Origin of the sequence: Legionella bozemanae, assembly GCF_001648595.1 — a bacterium.
Classification (GTDB): Bacteria; Pseudomonadota; Gammaproteobacteria; order Legionellales; family Legionellaceae; genus Legionella; species Legionella bozemanae.
The window spans coordinates 128975-150308 of the sequence record NZ_LBAW01000002.1 but is presented as its reverse complement, the minus strand read 5'-3'; the positions used below and the strand labels follow the sequence as shown (position 1 = coordinate 150308).

Here is a 21334-nt window from a genome sequence, read left to right as displayed (position 1 = left end):
AAGCTGTACAAACTGAGCTTTCCTACTTCCTGCGGCTTATCCGCAGGATCCAGAAATTCGGACACAGAGCAAGATTCCTGGATTCCGCGGACAAGCCGCGGAACGTAGCTACAACCATACATTAGAATGGCAACTCCAATGTGTCATCTAACAAATGCATCTGTTTCTTAAATAACTGCTGAATCTGCTCTAAATTGTCCTTATCTTCCGCTTCAAAACGAGCAACGAGACAAGGAGTAGTATTCGAAGCACGTAATAACCCCCAACCTTTATCAAATTCAACACGTAATCCATCAATTGCAATAACGCGTGCCTGAGGAAATTCAGCCATTTCATTAAATCGTTTCATAAACTGGAACTTCTCATCATCCGCTATAGCAATTTTCAATTCAGGTGTATTGATACTATTGGGAATCGCTTCAAATTGCTCACTTACAGTCATATCCGATGCGCTAATGATTTCAAGTAAACGGCAGGCACTATACAGGGCATCATCAAATCCATACCAACGATCTTTGAAGAACAAATGGCCGCTCATTTCACCAGCCAAAGCCGCCTCTTCTTTTTTCATCACGTGTTTCACAATAGAATGACCTGTAGGACACATTTTGGGTATGCCACCCGCTTCTTTGATCACAGCCTCTAAATGACTGGAGCATTTAACATCAAAAACTACAGTAGCTCCGGGAAGACGAGTTAATAATTCGCGAACATAAAGCATCATCAAACGATCAGGCCAAATCATTTCACCGTTATTCGTAATTAAACCTAAGCGATCGGCATCACCATCAAAAGCTAAACCCAAATCTGCTTTATGGGCTGCTACTGCAGTTTTCAAATCAGCTAAATTAGCCTCAATGGTTGGATCGGGATGATGATTAGGAAAGTGACCATCTACATCACAATAAAGTGCAATAACATCACAACCCAGTTCGCGAAGCATTTGCGGTATAATCGGACCAGCAATCCCATTGCCACAATCAACTACCACTTTTAATGGACGTTTGATTTTTATATCACTTTTAATACGTTGCTCATATTTAGGTAATACATCAAATGCTGTATCTTTACCCTGGCCAACAACACGCTTGCCGTCAAGAACCAGTTGATACAAAATATCAATATCTTCTTGCATTAAAGTCTTACCCAACAAGACCATTTTAATGCCATTGTAATTTGCTGGGTTGTGGCTTCCTGTTACCATCAATCCACAATCAAGGCCTTGAGTATGAATTGCAAAATACATAACCGGCGTAGGAACCGCGCCTAAGTCAAATACATCGATTCCGCTGTCCAGTAACCCTTGTTTTAAGGCGGAAGCCATAGCAAAACTAGTGAGACGACCATCACGTGCCAAAAAAATTTGCTGGCGCTGCAAATCACGCAAATAACAGGCTAGAGCCAGTCCAATGCTATAAAAAGCATTTTCATCCAATTCCTGTCCAATAATGCCTCTGATATCATAAGCACGGAACACTGAACGAGTTACTTGCTTTTGCTGATATTTCATTTTAATTCCTCCCTGAACTTCCAAATCCACCGTCACCCCTGGAGGTTTCAGTAAATGCATCAACTATTTCAAAAGCAGCTTGCACAACCGGAACAAAAACTAATTGCGCAATACGCTCTCCGGGATTCACTGTGAAATGCTCAATTCCTCTATTCCAACAAGAAATTTTGAGTTCTCCTTGATAATCAGAATCAATGAGTCCAACTAAATTCCCTAAAACGATACCATTTTTATGTCCTAAACCTGAACGGGGTAAAATCACAGCCGCTAATTTTGGATCAGCAATATAAATTGACAATCCTGTCGGCAATAATACCGTTTCTTGCGGTGCAATTTGAATTGGCTCATTAATACAAACACGTAAGTCCAATCCGGCTGAACCGTGGGTTGCATACGTAGGCAGCGGAATAGTATTACCTATTCGAGAATCAAGAATTTTTAATTGAATCGCTTGGGTCATCATTTTTCCTATAAATATTAATGCGCATCATTTTGCAGAGTTGCAGCAATGATTGCAATAATTTGTCCTGCTAACCGTGTTTTATGGGTTAAGGGTAATTCGATTTGCTTGTTTTTTGTAATTACAGTAACTTGATTCACTTCACTGTCAAATCCAAGTCCTTTTCCTACTGAGTTTGCCACAATCATATCCAGTTTTTTACGCTGTAATTTTTCAGTGGCATAATGCACAACATCCGTGGTTTCAGCAGCAAATCCAACTACGCAAGAAGCCCTAGCTGAATCAGCAACACGACTGAGAATATCGGGATTTTTTATCAATTTAAGCGTCATTTCATCCTGATTTTTTTTCTTCATTTTCTCAGACGCAGGCGACTCAACCCGATAATCTGCAACAGCAGCTGTTCCTATAAATATACCATCTGTTGGCATTTCCTGCATAACTGCATCCAGCATTTCTTGTGCCGACTCAACGAGAATCCGCTTAATTTTCGCTGAAGCCTGTAACGCACTTGGTCCACTAATCAAAGTAACCTGCGCTCCTGCCATTGCAGCAGCTTCTGCTATGGCGTAGCCCATTTTTCCGGAACTGTAATTGCTGATATAACGAACTGGATCCATAGGCTCACGAGTAGGCCCTGCAGTCACAAGTACTTTTTTACCCGCCAATAACCGGTGGACATTATATAAACGTAAAGCACTCATGATTTGTTCCACTTCACTTACGCGTCCCAAACCTTGCTCACCACATGCTTGAGCCCCTTCTTCCGGACCAACAAGAATAACGCCTCTTTCTTGCAAAAGCTTAGCATTAGCCTGAGTTGCAGGATGCGCCCACATGCTGCGATTCATAGCAGGACAAATAATCACTGGCACTTCTGCAACAAGATATAAAGTAGAGAGCAAATCATCGGCAATACCTTGTGCTAATTTGGCAAGACAATTGGCTGAAGCAGGAGCAATAACCAAGTAATCAGCCCAACGTGCCAACTCAATATGTCCCATGGCGCGCTCTGCCTGAGCATCAAATAAATCAGTACGTACATCGTTTCCTGATAAAGCCTGCATCAACAAAGGACTAACAAACTCCTGGGCAGATTGCGTCATCACCACTTTTACCTCCGCACCGGCTCGAGTTAATTCCCGAATCAGGTACGCTGATTTATAGGCGGCAACCCCTCCACAAACCCCAAGCAATATTTTTTTCCCAATAAAATCTTGCATGACTCAACGTTTTTGATAAGAATAGCTCCGATCAAAGCATAAACTTCGCAATAAAGGAATAGAAAAATGACGTTTGTCCAATCAACACGGCAGTTAGATCTGCGTGAAAAACTGATCACATATGGTGCGCAAAGCCTTTCAGATGTTGAATTACTCGCAATTTTTATCAGTTCTGGCAATAGTAAGAAATCCTGTGTGCAATTAGCATTTGACCTGCTTAAACATTTGGGTGATTTACGTGGTGTCCTTAATGCCGATAAAGAGCGTTTCAAACAAGTATCTGGTTTGGGTGAGGTACGGTATACCCAGTTGCAAGCAATCAAGGAAATGTGTCGGCGCAGTGATTTTATACAATTAAAAAAAGAAACCCAAATCACAAACAGCAAACAAACCTATGCTTATTTAAAAAAACGTTTACGCGATTATAAAAATGAAACCGTTGCTGCTTTATTTCTTGATAACCAATATCGCGTTATTGCCTATGAAGAGCTTTTTTCAGGTACAATCAACACCGCAACAATTCATCCCAGACCCATCATAGAACGCGTTTTACAACTTAATGCAGCGGCACTCATTCTTGCCCACAATCACCCATCAGGCCTATCCGACGCTAGCCATCAGGATATCGTCGTAACTGAGCGCATCCGTGCAGCATTGGAGTTGGTTGACGTCCGTTTACTCGATCATATCGTGATCGGGGACAATGAAGTCTATTCCATTATTGCTGAAAGCAAATCACTATGCGGCACCTAATCACGATAATTCCCTGTATGCAGATGCAGAAACATCCCCATAGTCCTTAAGACTTACTGACATATAAATTATTTTATCGGTCATTTAATAATCACCTAAGGTGCATGTTTTATCATGTACGCCTATGAAGTAAATGTAATGAGAATAAGATGTCACAGATAAAAATTAACGCAGAACCACAAGATAAGAGTCTGCAAGAATACCAAGTAAGAATACAGAAGCGTATAAAACAATATAACCAATTATCAGCACCTACTGCACTGAATAATAAACAATTAATAGATGATTTGTATCTGTTCACGCAAATCTACCTTAAAAAAACCTGCACGAAAGATGCTGATAATTTTAAAGTCATTCACTTATTTCGACATGGAGAATGTACGAACACGGATAAAGGATATGGATTCAAACCAAATGCAAATATTAATCCAGCCGCCGATGCAAATATGAAGCATTTTGATTATTCAGTACTTTTGCGTAATCAAAAAGCTGATACTCACGTCGTATTTTCTACTATGACACGAGCTACAGTAACCGCAGCAAACTTTATTGCAGGCTTACGTGCTCATGGCAAAAAGGTAACCGCAAAATCCTCACGTGAAATAACAGAAATTGCCGAAGGGCCTTCCGGATTTGATATTATGGACTGGCGTGAATATGGCCCATTGCTTAATCCATTTTCTGATGTGAAGTTTTTTCATCGAGTTTTGCTTTTTTTCTCATTTATTCGTTACGCTATTCTCGGAAGCACGTTAGAAGACAATAAGAGTGCAAAACAAGAAGCATTGGATACCATCGGAGCACTTGATGAGACGTCACAACCCTCTGATGTAACTCATACAACAGACGCACAAAGAGAAAATGGGTTAGCAAAAGAAATAGTAGATGAAATAGATAATAATGACCCACGCGATATGATAGTCGTAGGACATGGTAATTCAATACGAGATACTTTAACGAAGTTTTTTCCAGATTATGAAAAGCACCACCGAGAAAATGATGAATTACGCTTTGCTGAAAGTCAGGATTTAATGGCATTTGATGTGAACGGGAAAAAAGAGCTGTTTATGCTGCCATTTAGGATCCAGGTAGATCAATATAAAGCTGGAAAAATGAATGTACGATATGTACCTTGTGCGGAGCTGACTCCAAACTATCAAGGCATTAAAGAAGAAATAGATGAAAGGGACTTGGAAATTGAAGCTTCGAAAAACAGCGAAACAGGTTCTCTAGTCGATCCAACTGTCGATCACTCATATGGAATATTTCGCTGGTATGGACTAACTACTTCTAGTAAGAAAAGAAGAACAACTCCGGAATTAGTAATAACAACTGAACCATATGAGTACGGCTCTTATCAGAATGAAGATGAATTAGACTTTGACCATAAATCATCTACAAAGCTTAGTAGCAGCGGAAGTTTTAACTAACTCAGGTATTTTTTCGGTTATTTGGAACAATATAAAAAGCTGATGTTGTTGCTCATTAGAAAATACTCTTTTGAAAATATGAGATTGGGATAAAACTATCGGTTCATTCCAATCTCTAATATAATTAGAGGAGCTCCAATCAATACCCCATCCTCATGATTAAAATTGCCTCGTCGCTGCTTTTTTCTTTTATCATCGGTACTGCGTTCGCTGCAACAGACTATTGCCAATTGGCATTAAACAATTTATATGCGGAAAAAAGTGATTTAATCTCTGTAATCAAAATCAATACCCGTAAAACATCACTGTATTCTTCTACTGTCGAAATAAGTAAAGATTGCCATAATTACGCCCCTTTATTTTCAGTTCAGAACCCTGATGTCATTAAAACCAAAGGAGGCTTGTGTGCCGTATTGCCTGCTGATGAAATAAAGCCTAATTTATGTTCTTTAAGCTTAACCCTTTGTGCTTCAGAAAAAGAGTGTCAACGTTTAATTATAAAATTAACCACAGAGAATAATCATTATACCAAAGCAAATCCTGCTTATTATGAAATGGACTTCAAGTAGCTAATAACTCAGCTTACACAGCGTGATCTATACATACAAACAACTGCCTAACAAGGAACACTGATACAAATCGCAATTATAGGGACAGGAAGCGTAGAAGGACATCCATGTGGGGACAAATTTCTTCTATTGCAATTTTATGAGCAAAATTTATATAATGCGGACAATTAATGTTTGCTGAGCTTATATATCATGACGTTTTCTAGTAAATTAAGAGCAGATTATGTTGAATTCATTAATGAGGAGTTAGACCGTATTCCTGTAATACGAATTGAAGAGTTTAATTTAATCGCTCAAGAATTACAAAAGCTCATTACTGCACCGTTTATTTTGGCGCTTAAAGGCTTTTTTAGCTGCACTCCAACAAAATCTACGCTTACTGAAGCAGCGCAAAATCAGCTTGATCATATTCATTATTGTTATCATACTCCTAAAGATTTTGTGAAAAATGCTAAGGATTATTCTGAATATCAACGGATTCTCGCAGAAAGAATCACTGCAAAAATAACTGAGTTTCAAACATTCACTGAGAAAGAAAAAAATGCTTATATTGCGTTTCAACAGGAACAACATATTACCAAAGCAGCCCCTACCACAGTTGATTTTTCTTCCGTAATTTAAATGCCATGAATGCAGCACATTAAGTGCTGCTTAATCACCTCTATTTTATTGTTAGAGTAAATGGTGTTGGTTGTGCATCGCTTTGCTTAGTATCAGTAAAAAATCTATTTTGTGACTCCAATTTATTTTCTTGCTTCGCCTGATACTGTACTAATGCATGAAAAGCCGTAGAAATAATCTCATCATTGGGCAACTTAGCCCCGCTCATAATATTGGCTGCTTGCTCAAGAGACATCCGTTTTTTGTAGTCAGGATTTAATAAACCTAAAATCACTTTTCTTACTGAAGGATGCATCTCCATTGTCGATAAAACTTCTTTATCAAATTTCTCTAATTTTCTGTCTAAATAGCTTACATAATTTTGGTACTGCGTGCCTTTTCCTGTGAAACTCGTTTTTTGTATTTCCCGCAATGGCATTTTTAATTCTTTCAATAACTCCGTTGGTTCAGGGGTAATAAAAGAAAGTAATGTGCATCCAAGCTCCCATTGATCAATACTTTGCTGAGATGCCTGGCTTCCTTTTCTAAATTCTTATTGTAATTTTTTATCATTTGGAAATTTTGCTTCTGGAGGAAGGATATCTGACTGCAATTTACTTGTAACTTGAACGGTGTCCTTACCATAAGCAATACCAGTACCAATATCAGATAAATAAATTCGTCCTTTACCATCAAATAAAATATTTTTTCCATGAATATCGCGATGATAGATACCGTTTTGATGCATTTCATTAACTGTTTTTACTAAGGAGTGTGTTATATGAAATAAAATGACTTTTGCGAATAAATCACTGGGATTAGGTGCTGATTTTTTACTGACCGCCTCCACACCTACATCGATTTCTTCATCACTACTTTCGAGCAGCTCCCCATCATGTTCTTCATCGCTGCTTTCTAACAGATCAGCATCATGTTCTTCGTCGCTACTTTCTAACAGGTCAGCATCATGTTCTTCGTCACTGCTTTCTAACAAATCCGCATCAGCTGTTTCACTTGCTTCCTCGCTACCAGCCTGCTTCTCATTGTGTTTTTCATCTTTGATAACAGACTCTCCTTCAATAGAGCTATTAAAGGATTCCAATTGTTGTATCAAATCGACAAATAACTCAGGTTTATTATTCATCCCAGACTCCAGAAGAGATTGAAGTTTCCTGAAATTCTCTCCATCTCTTAGATTCGCAATGGGCATAATCTGGAACATTACTGTTTTATCTTGGCTGTCAGTCGTGCTAAATGCATCTATTGCCCTCATCACCCCGCTGATGTTTTTCTCGCGTAAAATTTCATTAAATTGATCTTCTCGCGGCAAGGCTTGTGCATCAAAATTAGATTTTGTCATCTCAACAGGTGACTTTATTTTTTTAACCGCAAAAAACGTTCCTTCTTCATCACGTACTAACCGAACTTTCCCGAACTGTCCTGTACCTAATATTACTTTGCCTTTTAAACTTACCCCAAGCTGCTGTTGTAGAGCATTTGATTCCTCTTCATCTAGAGTACCCATCAATTGATATTGCTTTTTTCCATCTAGCGAAGTGATAACTGTGTGCTTATTTTTCGTAATTCTTTTATCATGGCGTTTCCAGTGTACTATTTCTTCTCTACCTTTCATAATTAACCTCGGCCTTCTTGCAATTTAGATCAAAAAATGAATTTTATGTTCAAAATATTATCAATTATTGGCTTTTATTGTCAATACTTGGGTTAACTCGATCTATAAATTTGTTTGATTTGCAAATAAAAGCAATCATTTTTAAATGAGTTGTCCAATGAGTTTAAATTTCTCTCAGGAAAGTTCAACACGATTTAAACGATAAAATAAAGATGACGCAGCATACAATGCTACGCCCGGGCAAAATCAAAAGACATAATTTTAGCAATTTCAGGTTGCTTTAAAGCTAAAGCCAAGAGCCGATCAATGCCTAAAGCGACACCACTGCATGCAGGCAAACCATGCTCTAAAGCCTGCAAAAGATAGTGATCTGCTTCCATGAAAGGAAAGCCTTTTTCGCTTCTTATTTTTTGGTCCTGAGCAAAACGTTTTGCTTGGGCAGCAGCATCGGTTAACTCATGAAAACCATTAGCCAACTCAACCCCTTGATAATAAACTTCAAAACGCTCTGCAACACCATTACTAATTTTTGCCAAAGAAGCTTGTGATTCCGGAAAATTATATACAGCCACTGGGGCGCTTTCCTTGCCCAGAAAAGGTTCTACAACATGACTCATCAATAAAAAAAGATACTGATCTCTATCTTCTTCTTGCGGAGGCAATACATTATCCAAATCATAACGCCGCAATATCTCACGAAATTGTGCTGTCGATGCGAACAATGGGTCGACAGCACATGCTTCAAGAAACGCTTGTTGATACGTTTTTTTGATCATCGGCTTAGACTGCATTACCCTTTGCAGAAAAAGATCCATTTCGTCCATTAAGGTATGATGATCAACATCCAGCTGGTACCATTCCAACAGAGTAAACTCTGGATTATGCCAACGCCCTAATTCATCATCGCGAAATACTCGTGCTATTTGGAAAATAGAACCGCTTCCTGCAGCAAGTAACCGCTTCATATGATATTCAGGGGAGGTCTGCAAGCAATAGGTTTCACCACGAAACGTAGCTTTAATATTACTTAGATAAACATCAGTCGTTCCATAGCGCCCCATAATTGGCGTTTCTACTTCCAAATAACCGCGTTCGGTGAAGAAAAAACGTATTTTTGCTAATAATTCGGCGCGTTGGCGTAAGAATTCGATCGGTGCTGAAGGGTGCCACATCAATAAAAAATTCCCAATTCAAGTCGTGCTGCTTCGGTCATTCTTTCTTGAGTCCAAGGCGGCTCCCAGACCAACTCTACAGAGCAATCACGAACACCTTCTACTTTGTTGACTGCTTGCTCTACTGTCCCTGGAAAAGTTTGTGCCACAGGGCAGCCAGGAGTAGTTAAGGTCATTTGAATTGCGACATGCGCATCATCATCAATCGAAACATTGTAAATTAAACCTAAATCATAAATGTTAACAGGAATCTCAGGGTCATAAATACCCTTAAGCGCATTAACGATGGCTTCTTCCAGTAATTCCTTATCCTGTTTTTTCTTAAAACCAAACATAAAGTACCTACGTTTTTCTGGGTAACTGTAGCCTGGGTGCAGCGAAGCGAAACCCGGGATCGGTGATGTCATTATTCCCGGGCTTCGCTTCGCTGCACCCGGGCTACGGTCTGATATTTCCCTTGGGACTTTTTCCCCAGTTCGCTAGCTTGAGCCAAAATGGCCTGATTTTTCGAGAACCGAAGCACAGCATACATGCAGTATGTGAGCATCGGATCGCAGAAAATCAGGACAGTTTGGCCAAGATAGTAGAAATGGAAACTGTCCTTATTCTGTTTTCACCACATTGCTGTCTTTATTCAATGCAGCTTCCAAAGTATGCCACGCCAAGGTAGCACATTTTACCCGTGCCGGATAAGCCTTTACTCCTGCAAGTACCGTCAACTTATCCATATAACGTAACTGACTTTCTTCATTTTGAGTCAACATATGATGAAAGCGATGAAACATTTCATGCGCTTCTTCTATAGTTTTCCCTTTGATCGAGTCAGTCATCAAAGAAGCGGATGCTTGGGATATAGCGCAACCACATCCCAGAAAACTTAACTCAACAATCACATCCCCTTCTATTTTGGCATACACCGTTAATTTATCCCCGCATAAAGGGTTAAAACCATTCGCTTGTGCCGTCGCATCTTTCATTTCATAATGATGACGCGGATTGCGATTGTGATCGATAATGATTTCTTGATAAAGTTCTCGCAATTCAGCACTCATGCAAATACCTCTTTAACCCGATGCAATGCGTGTATGCATGCATCAATTTCCTCTTTGGTGTTATAAAATGCCAGAGAAATACGTGAAGTAGCCGCAACATTATAAAAATCCATCAACGGCATGGCACAATGATGGCCGCTCCGTATTGCGATTCCTTCACTATCTAAAATAGTGCCAATATCATGAGCATGAATTGTTCCATGTACAAAAGCGACAACGGGAACTTTTTGTTTGGCGGTTCCAATAATATTAAATCCGCTCGCCCGAACTCCGGCCGTTGCATATTCTAACAACTCTTGTTCATAAACGATGATTGCTTCCATATCCAAAGATTCTAAATAATCTATAGCAGCGCCTAAGCCAATTGCGCCGGCAATATCAGGGGTACCGGCTTCAAATTTACTTGGCACTGCAGCGTACTCTGTTGCTTCAAAAGTAACGGAATTAATCATCTCGCCCCCTCCTTGATAAGGAGACATGGCATTCAGAAGCTCTTCTTTACCCCATAGCACACCAATACCTGTAGGGCCATATAACTTATGTCCGGAAAAAGCGTAAAAATCGCATCCTAAATCTTGCACATCTACAGAAAAATGAGGGACCGCTTGTGCGCCATCAACTAATACTTCGGCTCCATACTCATGCGCCATCTTAATCATTTCTTTAATGGGATTAATAGTGCCCAAAGCATTAGAAGCATGCGAAATTGCCACAAATTTAGTGTTCTTATTTAATTTCTTGGCAAACTCATCCAATAAAATTTCACCATCAAGTGAAATGGGCGCAACCTGCAGCTTGGCTCCGCTTTTTTTACAAACCATCTGCCAAGGAACAATATTGGAATGATGTTCCATATGCGTAATTAATATTTCTTCATCAGGTAAAATACGCGGTGCAACCAAGCTTTGTGCTACCAAATTAATCGCTTCAGTTGTTCCACGTACAAAAATGCACTCACGTGGTGAATTTGCATTGATAAAGCGCTTCACTTTGGAGCGGGCAGCTTCGTAACTTTCTGTTGCTCTGACGCTTAAAGTATGCACACCGCGATGTACATTCGAATTATCATGTTCATAATAATGAGAAATAGCCTCAATTACCGCTTTAGGTTTCTGTGCCGTTGCCGCATTATCAAAATAAATTAAATCAAAATCATTTACTTTTTGATTGAGTGTAGGGAAATCTCTACGAATTGCATGAATATCCAAGGCGTCCATTTCGCTTACCCCAACTGTTGTGTTAATAAATGCCCCATGTAGTCCGCTAATTGGCGATGGGGAATAAGCCGCAGATTATCACGAGCAAAAGCATGAATTAAATAATGCGATGCTTCAAGCCGACCAATCCCACGAGTTGCCAAATAAAACAAGGCTTCCTCATCCAATTGTCCAACCGTTGCACCATGAGAGCACAGTACATCATCAGCAAAAATTTCCAACTGCGGCTTGGTATCCACTTCTGCATTTGCTGAGAGTAATAGGTTTTTATTTTGTTGTTTGGCATCAGTATGCTGTGCATCTTTAGCAACAAATACCTTACCATTAAATACTGCACGCGAACGCCCAGTGAGAATTCCTTTATAATCCTGTTCACTACTGCAAGAAGGCACCAGATGCTGCACGGTGGTATGATGGTCCACATGTTGCCCTTCAGCAGGAGCATAAATCCCATTCATCAAAGAATGTGCTTTTTCTTCGTGCAAATACAAACTGATATCAGAACGAACCCATTGTCCGCCAAGGCTTAAAGAATGATTGGCAAATTCACTGCCTTCTGATTGTTTCACCGAAAGATGACCTATATGAAAAGCAGATTTACTTTCTCTTTGCAGGGTATAATGCGTTAATTTTGCACCAGCACCAACAACAATCTCGGTTACCGTATTCGTCAAATAGCAACAATCAGCCAAACCTTGATAATCTTCAATTATTACAGCCTGACTGTTTTCCTCAGCAACAATCAAATGTCGCAAATAAACTGCTTGATTCGTTTGTGTCTGCACATGAGTTAAGGCTATGGGTTCTTCAAGAACAATACCTGATGGAATATAAATCAACACACCACAGTGAATCATCGCTGTATTTAAATAATGAAAACCATGCTCTTGTTTTAAAACAGTTCCCAGATAAGGCTTAAGCAATTCTGGATGTTGTGTTAATGCAACAGCTAAAGGAAGAACTAATACCCCTTTAGGTAAGGTCTTGGCAAGCTGCTCCACACCCGAAATGAGTCCGTTGCGAATCAACATATACTGATTTATTGGTAAATCAGAGTTTATGTCATCCGTACAGGCCGCAGCTGCAGGTTCCTTGAGGTTATCTGCAGTATTAAAACGCATAAAAGGCTGATTTAATAATGCCTCGACACTGGTATATTTCCAATCTTCATCATGTCGCGTTGGAAATCCACGTCGATTCAAATCCATTAATGCCTTAGTTTGCAATTGGGCAAGCCAGGGCAAAGTAGATAGCCCCGCTTTTGCTCGTTGTTGGTAAAAATCCAAAATCTCGCTCATATCACTACACCGTTTCCTCAAGCCAGCTGTACCCTTTTTTCTCTAATTCAAGTGCTAATGATTTATCCCCAGACATAATAATACGACCATTTACCAGCACATGGATAAAATCTGGCTCAATATAATCAAGCAAGCGCTGATAATGCGTCACTAAAATAATGGAACGTTCTGGGGAACGCATTGCATTAACACCATGCGAAATAATACGTAGCGCATCAATATCCAAGCCTGAATCGGTTTCATCAAGAATAGCAAGCCTTGGTTCCAAAGCGGCCATCTGTAAAATTTCATTACGTTTTTTTTCTCCGCCCGAAAACCCTTCATTAATGCTGCGATAAAGAAAGCTTTCATCCATTTCCAGTAACTGGCATTTCTCCCGAATGAATGACAGGAATTCAATGGCATCCAGTGTATTTTTCCCCTGGCCTTTGCGTACTGCATTAACAGAAGCTTTAAGAAAGTTCACGTTCGTGACACCAGGTATTTCCACTGGATATTGAAACGACAAAAAAATACCGGCACGCGCTCTTTCTTCGGGAGACAATGGGGTCAAATCCTGTCCTAAATAATTTATTTCTCCACTAATCACTTGATAAGAAGGATGGCCAGCTAATACTTTAGACAGCGTACTTTTGCCTGAACCATTAGGTCCCATAATGGCATGAACTTCACCTGCATTTACCTGAAGATTAATGCCTTTTAAAATGGATTGGTCATTTATTTCAACATTTAAGTCTTTGATTTTTAACATATTAACCTACTGCCCCTTCTAAACTTAGACCTAGCAATTTAGTCGCTTCCACCGCAAATTCCATAGGCAATTCTTTTAATACCTGCTTACAAAAACCATTTACAATCATCGAAACAGCATCCTCTGTATCGATTCCTCTCTGTTGACAATAAAACAATTGCTCTTCACTGATCTTGGAAGTAGTTGCTTCATGTTCTACTTGTGCTGTAGGATTCTTGACCTCTATATAAGGAAAAGTATGTGCGGAACATTCAGAGCCCATAAGCATTGAGTCGCACTGAGTATAATTACGCGCATTCGTTGCTGTTGGTGCAATACGAACCAAACCGCGATAAGCATTATGTGCACGTCCAGCACTGATCCCTTTGGAAATAATCGTTGAACGCGTGTTTTTGCCAATATGGATCATTTTTGTGCCGGTATCAGCTTGTTGATAATTATTGGTTAAGGCAACTGAATAGAACTCTCCAACGGAATCATCTCCTTGTAAAATCACACTGGGATATTTCCAGGTAATTGCTGAGCCTGTTTCAATTTGCGTCCAGGAAATTTTGGAACGTTTGCCTCGGCAAGCGCCGCGTTTTGTCACAAAATTATAAATACCTCCTTTTCCTTCCTTATCCCCTGGATACCAGTTTTGCACCGTAGAATATTTAATTTGTGCCCCATCCATAGCAACCAATTCTACTACAGCAGCATGGAGTTGATTTTCATCACGCATGGGTGCGGTACAGCCTTCAAGATAAGAAACATAACTGTCCACATCAGCGATAATCAAAGTACGCTCAAATTGTCCTGTAGAGGCAGCATTAATTCGAAAATAAGTCGATAATTCCATCGGGCAACGCACCCCTTTGGGAACATACACAAAAGAACCATCACTAAATACAGCCGAATTCAAAGCAGCATAAAAATTATCACGATAAGGTACCACTGAGCCTAAATATTGCATGAGCAGCTCTGGATATTTATGTACTGCTTCAGAGATAGGACAAAAAATAACCCCTTTTTCAGCGAGTTTCGCTTTAAACGTAGTTGCCACGGAAACACTATCAAAAACAGCATCTACAGCAACGCCAGCCAGCATTTCTTGTTCTCTTAAAGGAATGCCCAGTTTCTCATAAGTTCTTAGTAACTCAGGATCAACCTCATCCAGACTCTTGGGCGCATCTTTTTTCTTTTTAGGCGCTGAATAATACGAAATAGCCTGATAATCCACAGGCGGATAATGCACGCTGGACCATTGAGGAGGTGACATGGTTAACCAATGCCTATAGGCTTTTAAACGCCATTCAAGCAAAAATTCTGGCTCACCTTTAATTGCTGACAAACGACGAATAACGTCCTCGTCCAGTCCAGGCTCAAAAGTATCTACTTCAATGTCGGTTGTAAACCCATGTTGATATTCTCTATCGAGCAGAGAATTAATTTGCTCACTGCTTTTAGCCACGATTAACTCCACTTGCCAATTGTAGAACTCGCTCCACATCATGTGCTTGCAAAGTTGGTTTAGCCAAAGTGGCTAAACTTACACTATCCAAAGCGGTTTCAATTGCTTGGCTAATTAATCGCCAATTACCCTGAATAGTGCAAACACCTTGTAATGAACAATCATTAGGTTGCAAACTGCACTCTGTGAAACCACGATGTTCTTCCAATGCAAAAATTATTTGCGACACAGAAATTTCAGTTGCAGGCCGTCGCAATCGATATCCTCCAGTCACTCCGCGTACTGAAGTTAACAAACCTGCACTGGTTAAACGTTTTAAAATTTTACTTACCGTAGGTACAGTCAGATGAGTATGTAATGCAATGTCACGAGCATTACATAATTCTTGCGCGTGCCTGGCGAGATAAACCATCACAACTGTTCCATAATCGGCCAACTTGCTGATGCGCAGCATAACACCTCAAAATCGAATAATCTAGTACTAAATAAGTCTTAATTTGAAACAAAACTCCCGCTTGATCAATTTTCTATCCATATTATAAATATAGTACCAAAATAGTTCTATATTTGGCAAACCCGAATAGTACCTTATTGTTCATAAGGGATGCAAATAAATTCAACAATAACAGCAACTCTATTGGATTTCTGTTCTCATTTTAACTTTGGTACAAGGAATACGTGTCATTCCTGTAGATGAGAGAGACCATCCTTAAGGCCCATTCTCTAGGTAAAGCATCGGCAATCCAGATCGTGACTTTGGCTAGCAGCACATTACCAGTTTAAAAACTTGACTCACTTGAACTATAAGCGATATATAACGTATCATCTTCTTTTAAACTTCGAGTGTTTGCAATAGAATTCATGCGTGAATCAGGACCTACTAGGAGCAAGACCATGACCGTTGCGCATTATCCAGCCTCATTGGTCAGCAGTCAACTTGTTGATTCGGGAACAATGCTTGTCCCGCAAGGTTACTATCGCTCCAAATTATTTATTGCTCCTTTTTCTACTAACGCTTTAGTTGCGGCAGCTGGCCCTCTTTTATCGCTGCTAGAACGACTCTGTCTTAGCCCTTCATTACCTGCTATTGAGGATATCAGAGACAATATTGAACATGAACTTCTTGCTTTTCAGAGCAAGATGGATGCATCGAAATATCCGGCAGACTTTGCTGCCATCGCGCATTATTTAATGGCAGCGACCATAGATGAAATCCTGGGTAAAAATTACATGCGTGTCTATCAAATTACTGCTGAATTTAAAGCCTTTACACCGCTCTCTAATGATAGTGCGCAACCACAACATCGTTTTTTTGAAATCCTTAATTACATAAAAGAACGGCCAAACCAATACCTTGACCTTATTGAATTGGTTTATTTTCTTCTGATCATTGGCTTTGAGGGTCATTACCATCTCAAACCTGACGGGCGACAGGTTTTGGATAACTATATTGAAGATCTTTATCAAATAATTCAGCAAAATCGTTTTAATCAACCACGCCGTTTGTTTAATGAAAACCCTATACCCAAAGTTGTTAAAAAAAATTATAAAGCAGTCATAATAACTTTGATTACGGCGGTTACTGTGGTAACACTTGCTTTTTTGACCAGCCAGTACTTATTGGAAAATAAAGCAAAAAATGTTTTATTTGGACATACCCAACTTGCTCTTCTGGATAGCTGATGGACAATTCTTTACGCGCATTATGTGATGCTATAAAAAAAATACTTTCACAATTAAAGCCACAAAGCAATCAGTTGTCTTTTATAGTGATTACCGGCAAAAATGCCCAAGGAAAGTCGGCCATATTAAAGCAAAGTAATATGGAAGAAATACCTGTTTTTAGCGAACAACATGCCAAAATATATTTTAATCAGAAAGGGATCATTATTGAACTTGGTGAAAATTGGCTTACCAACAGCAAAACCTTATTATTGACTACCCTGAAGCAATTAAATCGGTGCAATACATATCTAAAAATTACTGGTCTTGTTTTATGCATTGATGTAAACGACTTGCTTATCGCGGATCCAAGTCAGTTTGCAGAACAGAAAAAAGCGCATTTGCAACTGTTGGCACGATTTGGAACTAACCTGGGTTATTCCATTAATCTTGCGCTGATGTTTACCAAAATGGATACCCTTGCTGGATTCACCGAATTTTACCAATCAGAACATACAGCCGATTTATCGAAACCCTTAGGGTTTTCGCTTGATTGCAGAAATGAATTAAAGAAAAAAATAGAAGCATACTCATTACAATTCAATCAGCTGACCGAACAACTTGGCCAACAAGTAATTAACAAAATGCATCCTGCGCGTTCTACAATGAGGCGCAGTTTAATTCGAGAATTTCCTTTACAGGTAGCCAGCTTACGTGCTCCTATTCAAGCATTAATTCAGGGGATTTCGCCCAAACTTTTTAATTTACATTCCATTTATTTTAGTAGTGCAGAGCAAGGTGGCGTGAGTATTGACCGCCTCAATAAGAAAATTCAACACGAATATGCATTGGTAGTCCAAGATACATTTCCGCAAGCGACAAATTTCAGAGCCTATTTTGTTGAAGGGGCACTAAAAACCATTCAGGAACATTGCAGTCAAATTCCACAAGTCAGAAAGTTTTCGCAAAAACCCATTATTGCAATTACTGCAAGTATTGCTGGAATCAGCTTGCTGATCTTAAGCTACAACCATTATAAAACAGCTTATTTATTGGATGAAGCAAGTAAAGAATTACTTGCTTATGATGTCCTTAATAGTCAGAAAAATAAAGAAAAGCAGGCCCTTTATCATTTATCCAAGGCTGCAAAAACGATAAGCAATATTTCTAGTAATTCCTTGTCGCTACCCACAGTGCATCAATTAAAACATAATTTGCACCACAATGCTGAAAACCGCCTCCATGGCGAATTTTTACCCTCATTAATCAGCGAGCTAGAAGACGTAATCAATAATTCAGGGAACACCCCTATCGTTCGTTATAACGCCTTGAAAATTTATCTGATGCTGAGCCAACCAGAACATTTTTCAGCAATGCAAGTACATGATTGGTTTGCTGCTCAATGGAAAAAGCAACCTGAAAGTTCTTTAAACAAACAGTTGGCACTATTAAAACACTTATTAAGCAAACCACTCAAAAATATACCCGTAAAACCACAAGTAATTAGTGATGCCAGGAATTATTTAAACGCATTGCCCACCAGTTACCTCTATTACTCTATCGCAAAAGAGTTTTTACCTAATGCCAAACAAAAAATTGCAATTAATGGTTTTGTATTGGCTACTAACGAATTACCGAGTTACTTTACCCGCTCAGGTTTTAATGAAGTGATGCAAAAAATCCCTGATATTAGCCACAGTCTGCAAAAAGAAAACTGGGTTCTTGCACGCAATGATTTAAACCAATTACAGGAAATGATAACTCAGGCATATTGTTTTGATTATGTCACCTGGTGGCAAACGTTTATGCGCAAATCACAACCTTTGCATTATCAGGATTATCAAGCAGGCCGACAGGTAGTTAAAAATCTGGAACAATCTCATGCACTAAGCAAAATGATCAGCTTAATTCAACAGGAAACCAAGGCTGACTTGAGCAATAGCACATCACTATTCAATCAATCTATTGCCAATCAATTTACTGATTTAAACTTAATGAGCCTTTCCAGCACTAAAGAATTAAGTCTGAAAATCGTTGATTTGGAGCGCTTTATTTCTACTTTATCCATGATAAATGATGGAGGGAAAACCGCGTTTAATATTACTAAAACACGTTTTGCTAGTGACACTGCCTCGGATCCAGTAAGTTTGCTTTATAATCAAGCACGACAATTACCCGAACCTCTAAGCACCTGGACAAAACAATTAGCAAGCGACACGTGGGGAATTCTGATCAAAGACAGTCGTCAGTACATCAACCAACAATGGCAACAAACCGTTTATAGAGAATTCCAAACCACTATTGCCAGACGCTATCCTTTTGATGCATCACAACAAGAAGAAATTGCAATAAACGATTTCAATCATTTCTTTTCTACCCATGGTGCATTAAATTCATTTACTGAAAACTATGTCAAACCATTTTTGGATATTTCCAATGCAGAATGGAAGCCTAAAGCAGTAAATGACTCCGTGTTACCTATCGCATCGGAAACATTAGATGCGCTGATACGTGCGAATATTATTACCAATATGTTTTTCCCTGACCATGGTGAAGAAAGTAAAATTGATTTTAGCCTGCAAAAAATTAGCCTTGATCCTGTAGTTGCAAACCTGGAGCTTCAGATTGGCAGCACAAAACTAACTGATAATCAAAGCACTGACTCTGTTACTCGTTTTACCTGGCCTCAATCCCACGCCAAACTTGCTCTTAATTCAATTGAGGGTAATCACTATGAACTCGCAGAACAAGGCATCTGGGCTTTATTTAAACTGCTCGAAAAAGTGAATGTTCTCGTTGATGAACAAGACAGTTCCAGCTTGCAAATTCTCTTTGAAATCAACAGCAACTCGGGACGCTACCTGTTAAAAACAAATAATCAGGTTAATCCATTTACTCCAGGAATTCTAAATGGATTTACATTGAATGAATCTATAGTTTAATTCTTAAAACCAGAGCTTAGCTAAAATTTTAATCATAAAGAGACAGATTCATCCGAATTCATATATACTTATCAACTCTATTTAAAAGAAGGTCTCATACTATGCGTACGTTTATTTCTTGTTTACTTATTGCCTTACTAAGCTTTGGACTGCTCGTTAACGAAGCCTCTGCTAAACGCTTTGGTGCCGGCAGAAGTTTTGGCATACAGCGCTCCCAAAGTGCCTTGTTTTCACCAAAGAAGGTACAGAAATCAAGTATTCTTGGACAAAGCACAAAAAATCCCAGCAGATGGGGGGGATTACTTAGTGGCTTATTAATTGGCGGCTTGCTTACCAGTTTATTTATGGGCCATGGTTTTGCCAATGGGATCTTGTCCTGGTTAATTGTTGGTGCAATTCTCTTTTTTGTTATTGGCTTTTTCCGTAAAAGAATGCAGCCAGGTTTTCAATCAGGACAAGGACAAACCAATCCTTTTAACCAAAATCCTTTTAATCATTTTACCCAATCATTTAACAGCAGTTCAGAGAGCAGCTCCGGCAATAACTTTGCTCAATACCCTGAAGGTTTTGTACCTGAAAGCTTTTTACGTGAAGCTAAAGTGACATTCAACCGTTTACAAGCTGCTTATGACCAAAAAAACCTTCAAGATTTAAGTGAATTCACAGCACCCGAAGTATTTGCAGAAATCAAAATGCAATTAGAAGAGCGTGGAAATGCATCGAATAAAACCGAAGTCATCACTTTAGACGCTAAGTTGCTTGATGTTTCAAAACAATCTAATTCACTCATTGCAAGCGTTCACTTCACTGGTTCCATAAAAGAAGATGATGAACCTATTAGCCAACTTGATGAAATTTGGCATTTCCGTCAATTCCCTAACAGCACTCAATGGGTTGTCGGCGGTATTCAGCAAGAAGTATTTCAACCTTAATCAAAGAGTTAACCTGGGTTTTCCTTAAGGAAACCTAGGTCACATCATGACGCATTTGGGCAATACAATCGATAAAGCTGGGCCTAACAGCCCAGCCTATGCGGAGCCGTGGCAAGAAGTAAGTATGGAAGGCGAGGGGCGATTGGCTACTTAGATGTATTCCACATCAATTATTTCATATTCCACCATACCCCCTGGTGTATTTACGGTGACTGTATCATCTAATTCCTTGCCAATTAAAGCACGGCCAATAGGAGAACTGTAGGAGATTTTATTCTGCTTAATGTCGGCCTCATCTTCACCGACAATTTTGTAGGTTACCTTTGCGTCTGTTGCAATATGGCATACTGTAACGGTACAACCAAAGACTACCTTGCCGTTATTAGGCAATTTGCTGATATCAATAATTTGGGCATGGGATAATTTTGCCTCCAGTTCTTGAATACGCCCCTCATTAAAGCTCTGCTGTTCTCGGGCTGCATGATATTCGGCATTTTCTTTCAAATCGCCATGTGCCCTAGCTGTCGCAATCGCTTCAACAATACGAGGCCTATCAATAAATTTTAAACGCTGTAATTCTGAATTAAGTGCTTCCGCACCTTCAACTGTCATAGGGTGTTTGCTCATATCTACCTCAAAAAATAATTCCCTGGTAATTTATTTTTTAATCTCATTCGCTC

At 39.4% G+C, this 21334-nt stretch carries 21 protein-coding genes; 7 read left to right on the top strand and 14 right to left on the bottom strand.

Annotated elements, in window-relative coordinates:
* Positions 1-121: 121 nt before the first annotated feature.
* Genes A8O27_RS02875 through coaBC form a run of 3 tightly spaced genes read right to left on the bottom strand, consistent with a single transcriptional unit; the run spans position 122 to position 3193 of the window.
* Positions 122-1510, bottom strand: coding sequence for a phosphomannomutase/phosphoglucomutase (locus A8O27_RS02875; protein ID WP_058458084.1), 1389 nt, complete (start codon positions 1508-1510; stop codon positions 122-124).
* Between the two features lies 1 nt (position 1511).
* Complete coding sequence (gene dut / locus A8O27_RS02870; RefSeq protein ID WP_058458083.1) at positions 1512-1970, bottom strand: dUTP diphosphatase; 459 nt, start codon at positions 1968-1970, stop codon at positions 1512-1514.
* Between the two features lie 17 nt (positions 1971-1987).
* Positions 1988-3193 carry a bifunctional phosphopantothenoylcysteine decarboxylase/phosphopantothenate--cysteine ligase CoaBC gene (coaBC, locus tag A8O27_RS02865; RefSeq protein ID WP_058458082.1) on the bottom strand — a complete coding sequence of 402 codons (1206 nt, stop codon included), beginning with the start codon at positions 3191-3193 and terminating at the stop codon, positions 1988-1990.
* 66 nt (positions 3194-3259) lie between these two features.
* Between coaBC and radC the strand changes: the two genes are divergently transcribed.
* The 4 genes from radC (at position 3260) to A8O27_RS02845 (ending at position 6566) form a co-directional block, all read left to right on the top strand.
* Positions 3260-3946: a RadC family protein gene (gene radC, locus A8O27_RS02860; RefSeq protein WP_058458081.1), complete on the top strand. Its 687-nt coding sequence runs from the start codon at positions 3260-3262 to the stop codon at positions 3944-3946.
* Between the two features lie 149 nt (positions 3947-4095).
* A complete protein-coding gene (locus tag A8O27_RS02855) occupies positions 4096-5376 on the top strand; it encodes a hypothetical protein (protein ID WP_058458080.1) in 1281 nt (426 codons plus the stop codon).
* A gap of 155 nt (positions 5377-5531) precedes the next feature.
* Complete coding sequence (locus A8O27_RS02850) at positions 5532-5945, top strand: hypothetical protein (RefSeq protein WP_058458079.1); 414 nt, start codon at positions 5532-5534, stop codon at positions 5943-5945.
* Positions 5946-6137: 192 nt separating this feature from the next.
* Positions 6138-6566: a hypothetical protein gene (locus A8O27_RS02845; RefSeq protein ID WP_058458078.1), complete on the top strand. Its 429-nt coding sequence runs from the start codon at positions 6138-6140 to the stop codon at positions 6564-6566.
* A 40-nt stretch (positions 6567-6606) separates the two neighbouring features.
* On the opposite strand, the gene A8O27_RS02840 is transcribed toward A8O27_RS02845, so the two are convergent.
* The 10 genes from A8O27_RS02840 to A8O27_RS02795 form a co-directional block, all read right to left on the bottom strand.
* Positions 6607-6999, bottom strand: coding sequence for a hypothetical protein (locus A8O27_RS02840; RefSeq protein WP_131744459.1), 393 nt, complete (start codon positions 6997-6999; stop codon positions 6607-6609).
* 99 nt (positions 7000-7098) lie between these two features.
* A complete protein-coding gene (locus tag A8O27_RS02835; RefSeq protein WP_058458076.1) occupies positions 7099-8178 on the bottom strand; it encodes a protein kinase domain-containing protein in 1080 nt (359 codons plus the stop codon).
* Positions 8179-8408: 230 nt separating this feature from the next.
* Positions 8409-9350: an elongation factor P--(R)-beta-lysine ligase gene (epmA, locus tag A8O27_RS02830; RefSeq protein ID WP_058458075.1), complete on the bottom strand. Its 942-nt coding sequence runs from the start codon at positions 9348-9350 to the stop codon at positions 8409-8411.
* Positions 9350-9685: an SUF system Fe-S cluster assembly protein gene (locus A8O27_RS02825; RefSeq protein WP_058458074.1), complete on the bottom strand. Its 336-nt coding sequence runs from the start codon at positions 9683-9685 to the stop codon at positions 9350-9352. The genes epmA and A8O27_RS02825 overlap by 1 nt, the downstream gene beginning before the upstream one ends.
* Before the next feature lie 267 nt (positions 9686-9952).
* Positions 9953-10402 carry a Fe-S cluster assembly sulfur transfer protein SufU gene (gene sufU / locus A8O27_RS02820; RefSeq protein ID WP_058458073.1) on the bottom strand — a complete coding sequence of 150 codons (450 nt, stop codon included), beginning with the start codon at positions 10400-10402 and terminating at the stop codon, positions 9953-9955.
* A complete protein-coding gene (locus tag A8O27_RS02815; protein ID WP_058458072.1) occupies positions 10399-11619 on the bottom strand; it encodes a cysteine desulfurase in 1221 nt (406 codons plus the stop codon). Before A8O27_RS02815 ends, sufU begins: the two co-directional genes overlap by 4 nt.
* 5 nt (positions 11620-11624) lie before the next feature.
* Positions 11625-12917, bottom strand: coding sequence for a Fe-S cluster assembly protein SufD (gene sufD / locus A8O27_RS02810; protein ID WP_058458071.1), 1293 nt, complete (start codon positions 12915-12917; stop codon positions 11625-11627).
* Between the two features lie 4 nt (positions 12918-12921).
* Entirely contained in the window at positions 12922-13668 is a 747-nt protein-coding gene (gene sufC / locus A8O27_RS02805) for a Fe-S cluster assembly ATPase SufC (RefSeq protein WP_058458070.1), read from the bottom strand.
* Position 13669: 1 nt separating this feature from the next.
* On the bottom strand, positions 13670-15118 hold the full coding sequence (gene sufB / locus A8O27_RS02800) for a Fe-S cluster assembly protein SufB (protein ID WP_058458069.1): 1449 nt from the start codon (positions 15116-15118) through the stop codon (positions 13670-13672).
* Positions 15111-15572, bottom strand: coding sequence for an SUF system Fe-S cluster assembly regulator (locus A8O27_RS02795; protein ID WP_058458068.1), 462 nt, complete (start codon positions 15570-15572; stop codon positions 15111-15113). The genes sufB and A8O27_RS02795 overlap by 8 nt, the downstream gene beginning before the upstream one ends.
* A 440-nt stretch (positions 15573-16012) precedes the next feature.
* Here A8O27_RS02795 and icmH point away from each other — a divergent pair, with 440 nt between their 5' ends.
* The 3 genes from icmH (at position 16013) to A8O27_RS02780 (ending at position 20654) form a co-directional block, all read left to right on the top strand.
* A complete protein-coding gene (gene icmH / locus A8O27_RS02790; RefSeq protein WP_058458067.1) occupies positions 16013-16801 on the top strand; it encodes a type IVB secretion system protein IcmH/DotU in 789 nt (262 codons plus the stop codon).
* Positions 16801-19722 (top strand): type IVB secretion system protein IcmF, encoded by a 2922-nt coding sequence (icmF, locus tag A8O27_RS02785; RefSeq protein WP_058458066.1) that lies wholly within the window; start codon positions 16801-16803, stop codon positions 19720-19722. Before icmH ends, icmF begins: the two co-directional genes overlap by 1 nt.
* Before the next feature lie 101 nt (positions 19723-19823).
* On the top strand, positions 19824-20654 hold the full coding sequence (locus A8O27_RS02780) for a Tim44 domain-containing protein (RefSeq protein ID WP_058458065.1): 831 nt from the start codon (positions 19824-19826) through the stop codon (positions 20652-20654).
* A 150-nt stretch (positions 20655-20804) separates the two neighbouring features.
* Here A8O27_RS02780 and greA read toward each other — a convergent pair whose 3' ends face one another.
* On the bottom strand, positions 20805-21281 hold the full coding sequence (greA, locus tag A8O27_RS02775; protein ID WP_058458064.1) for a transcription elongation factor GreA: 477 nt from the start codon (positions 21279-21281) through the stop codon (positions 20805-20807).
* Positions 21282-21334 lie beyond the last annotated feature (53 nt).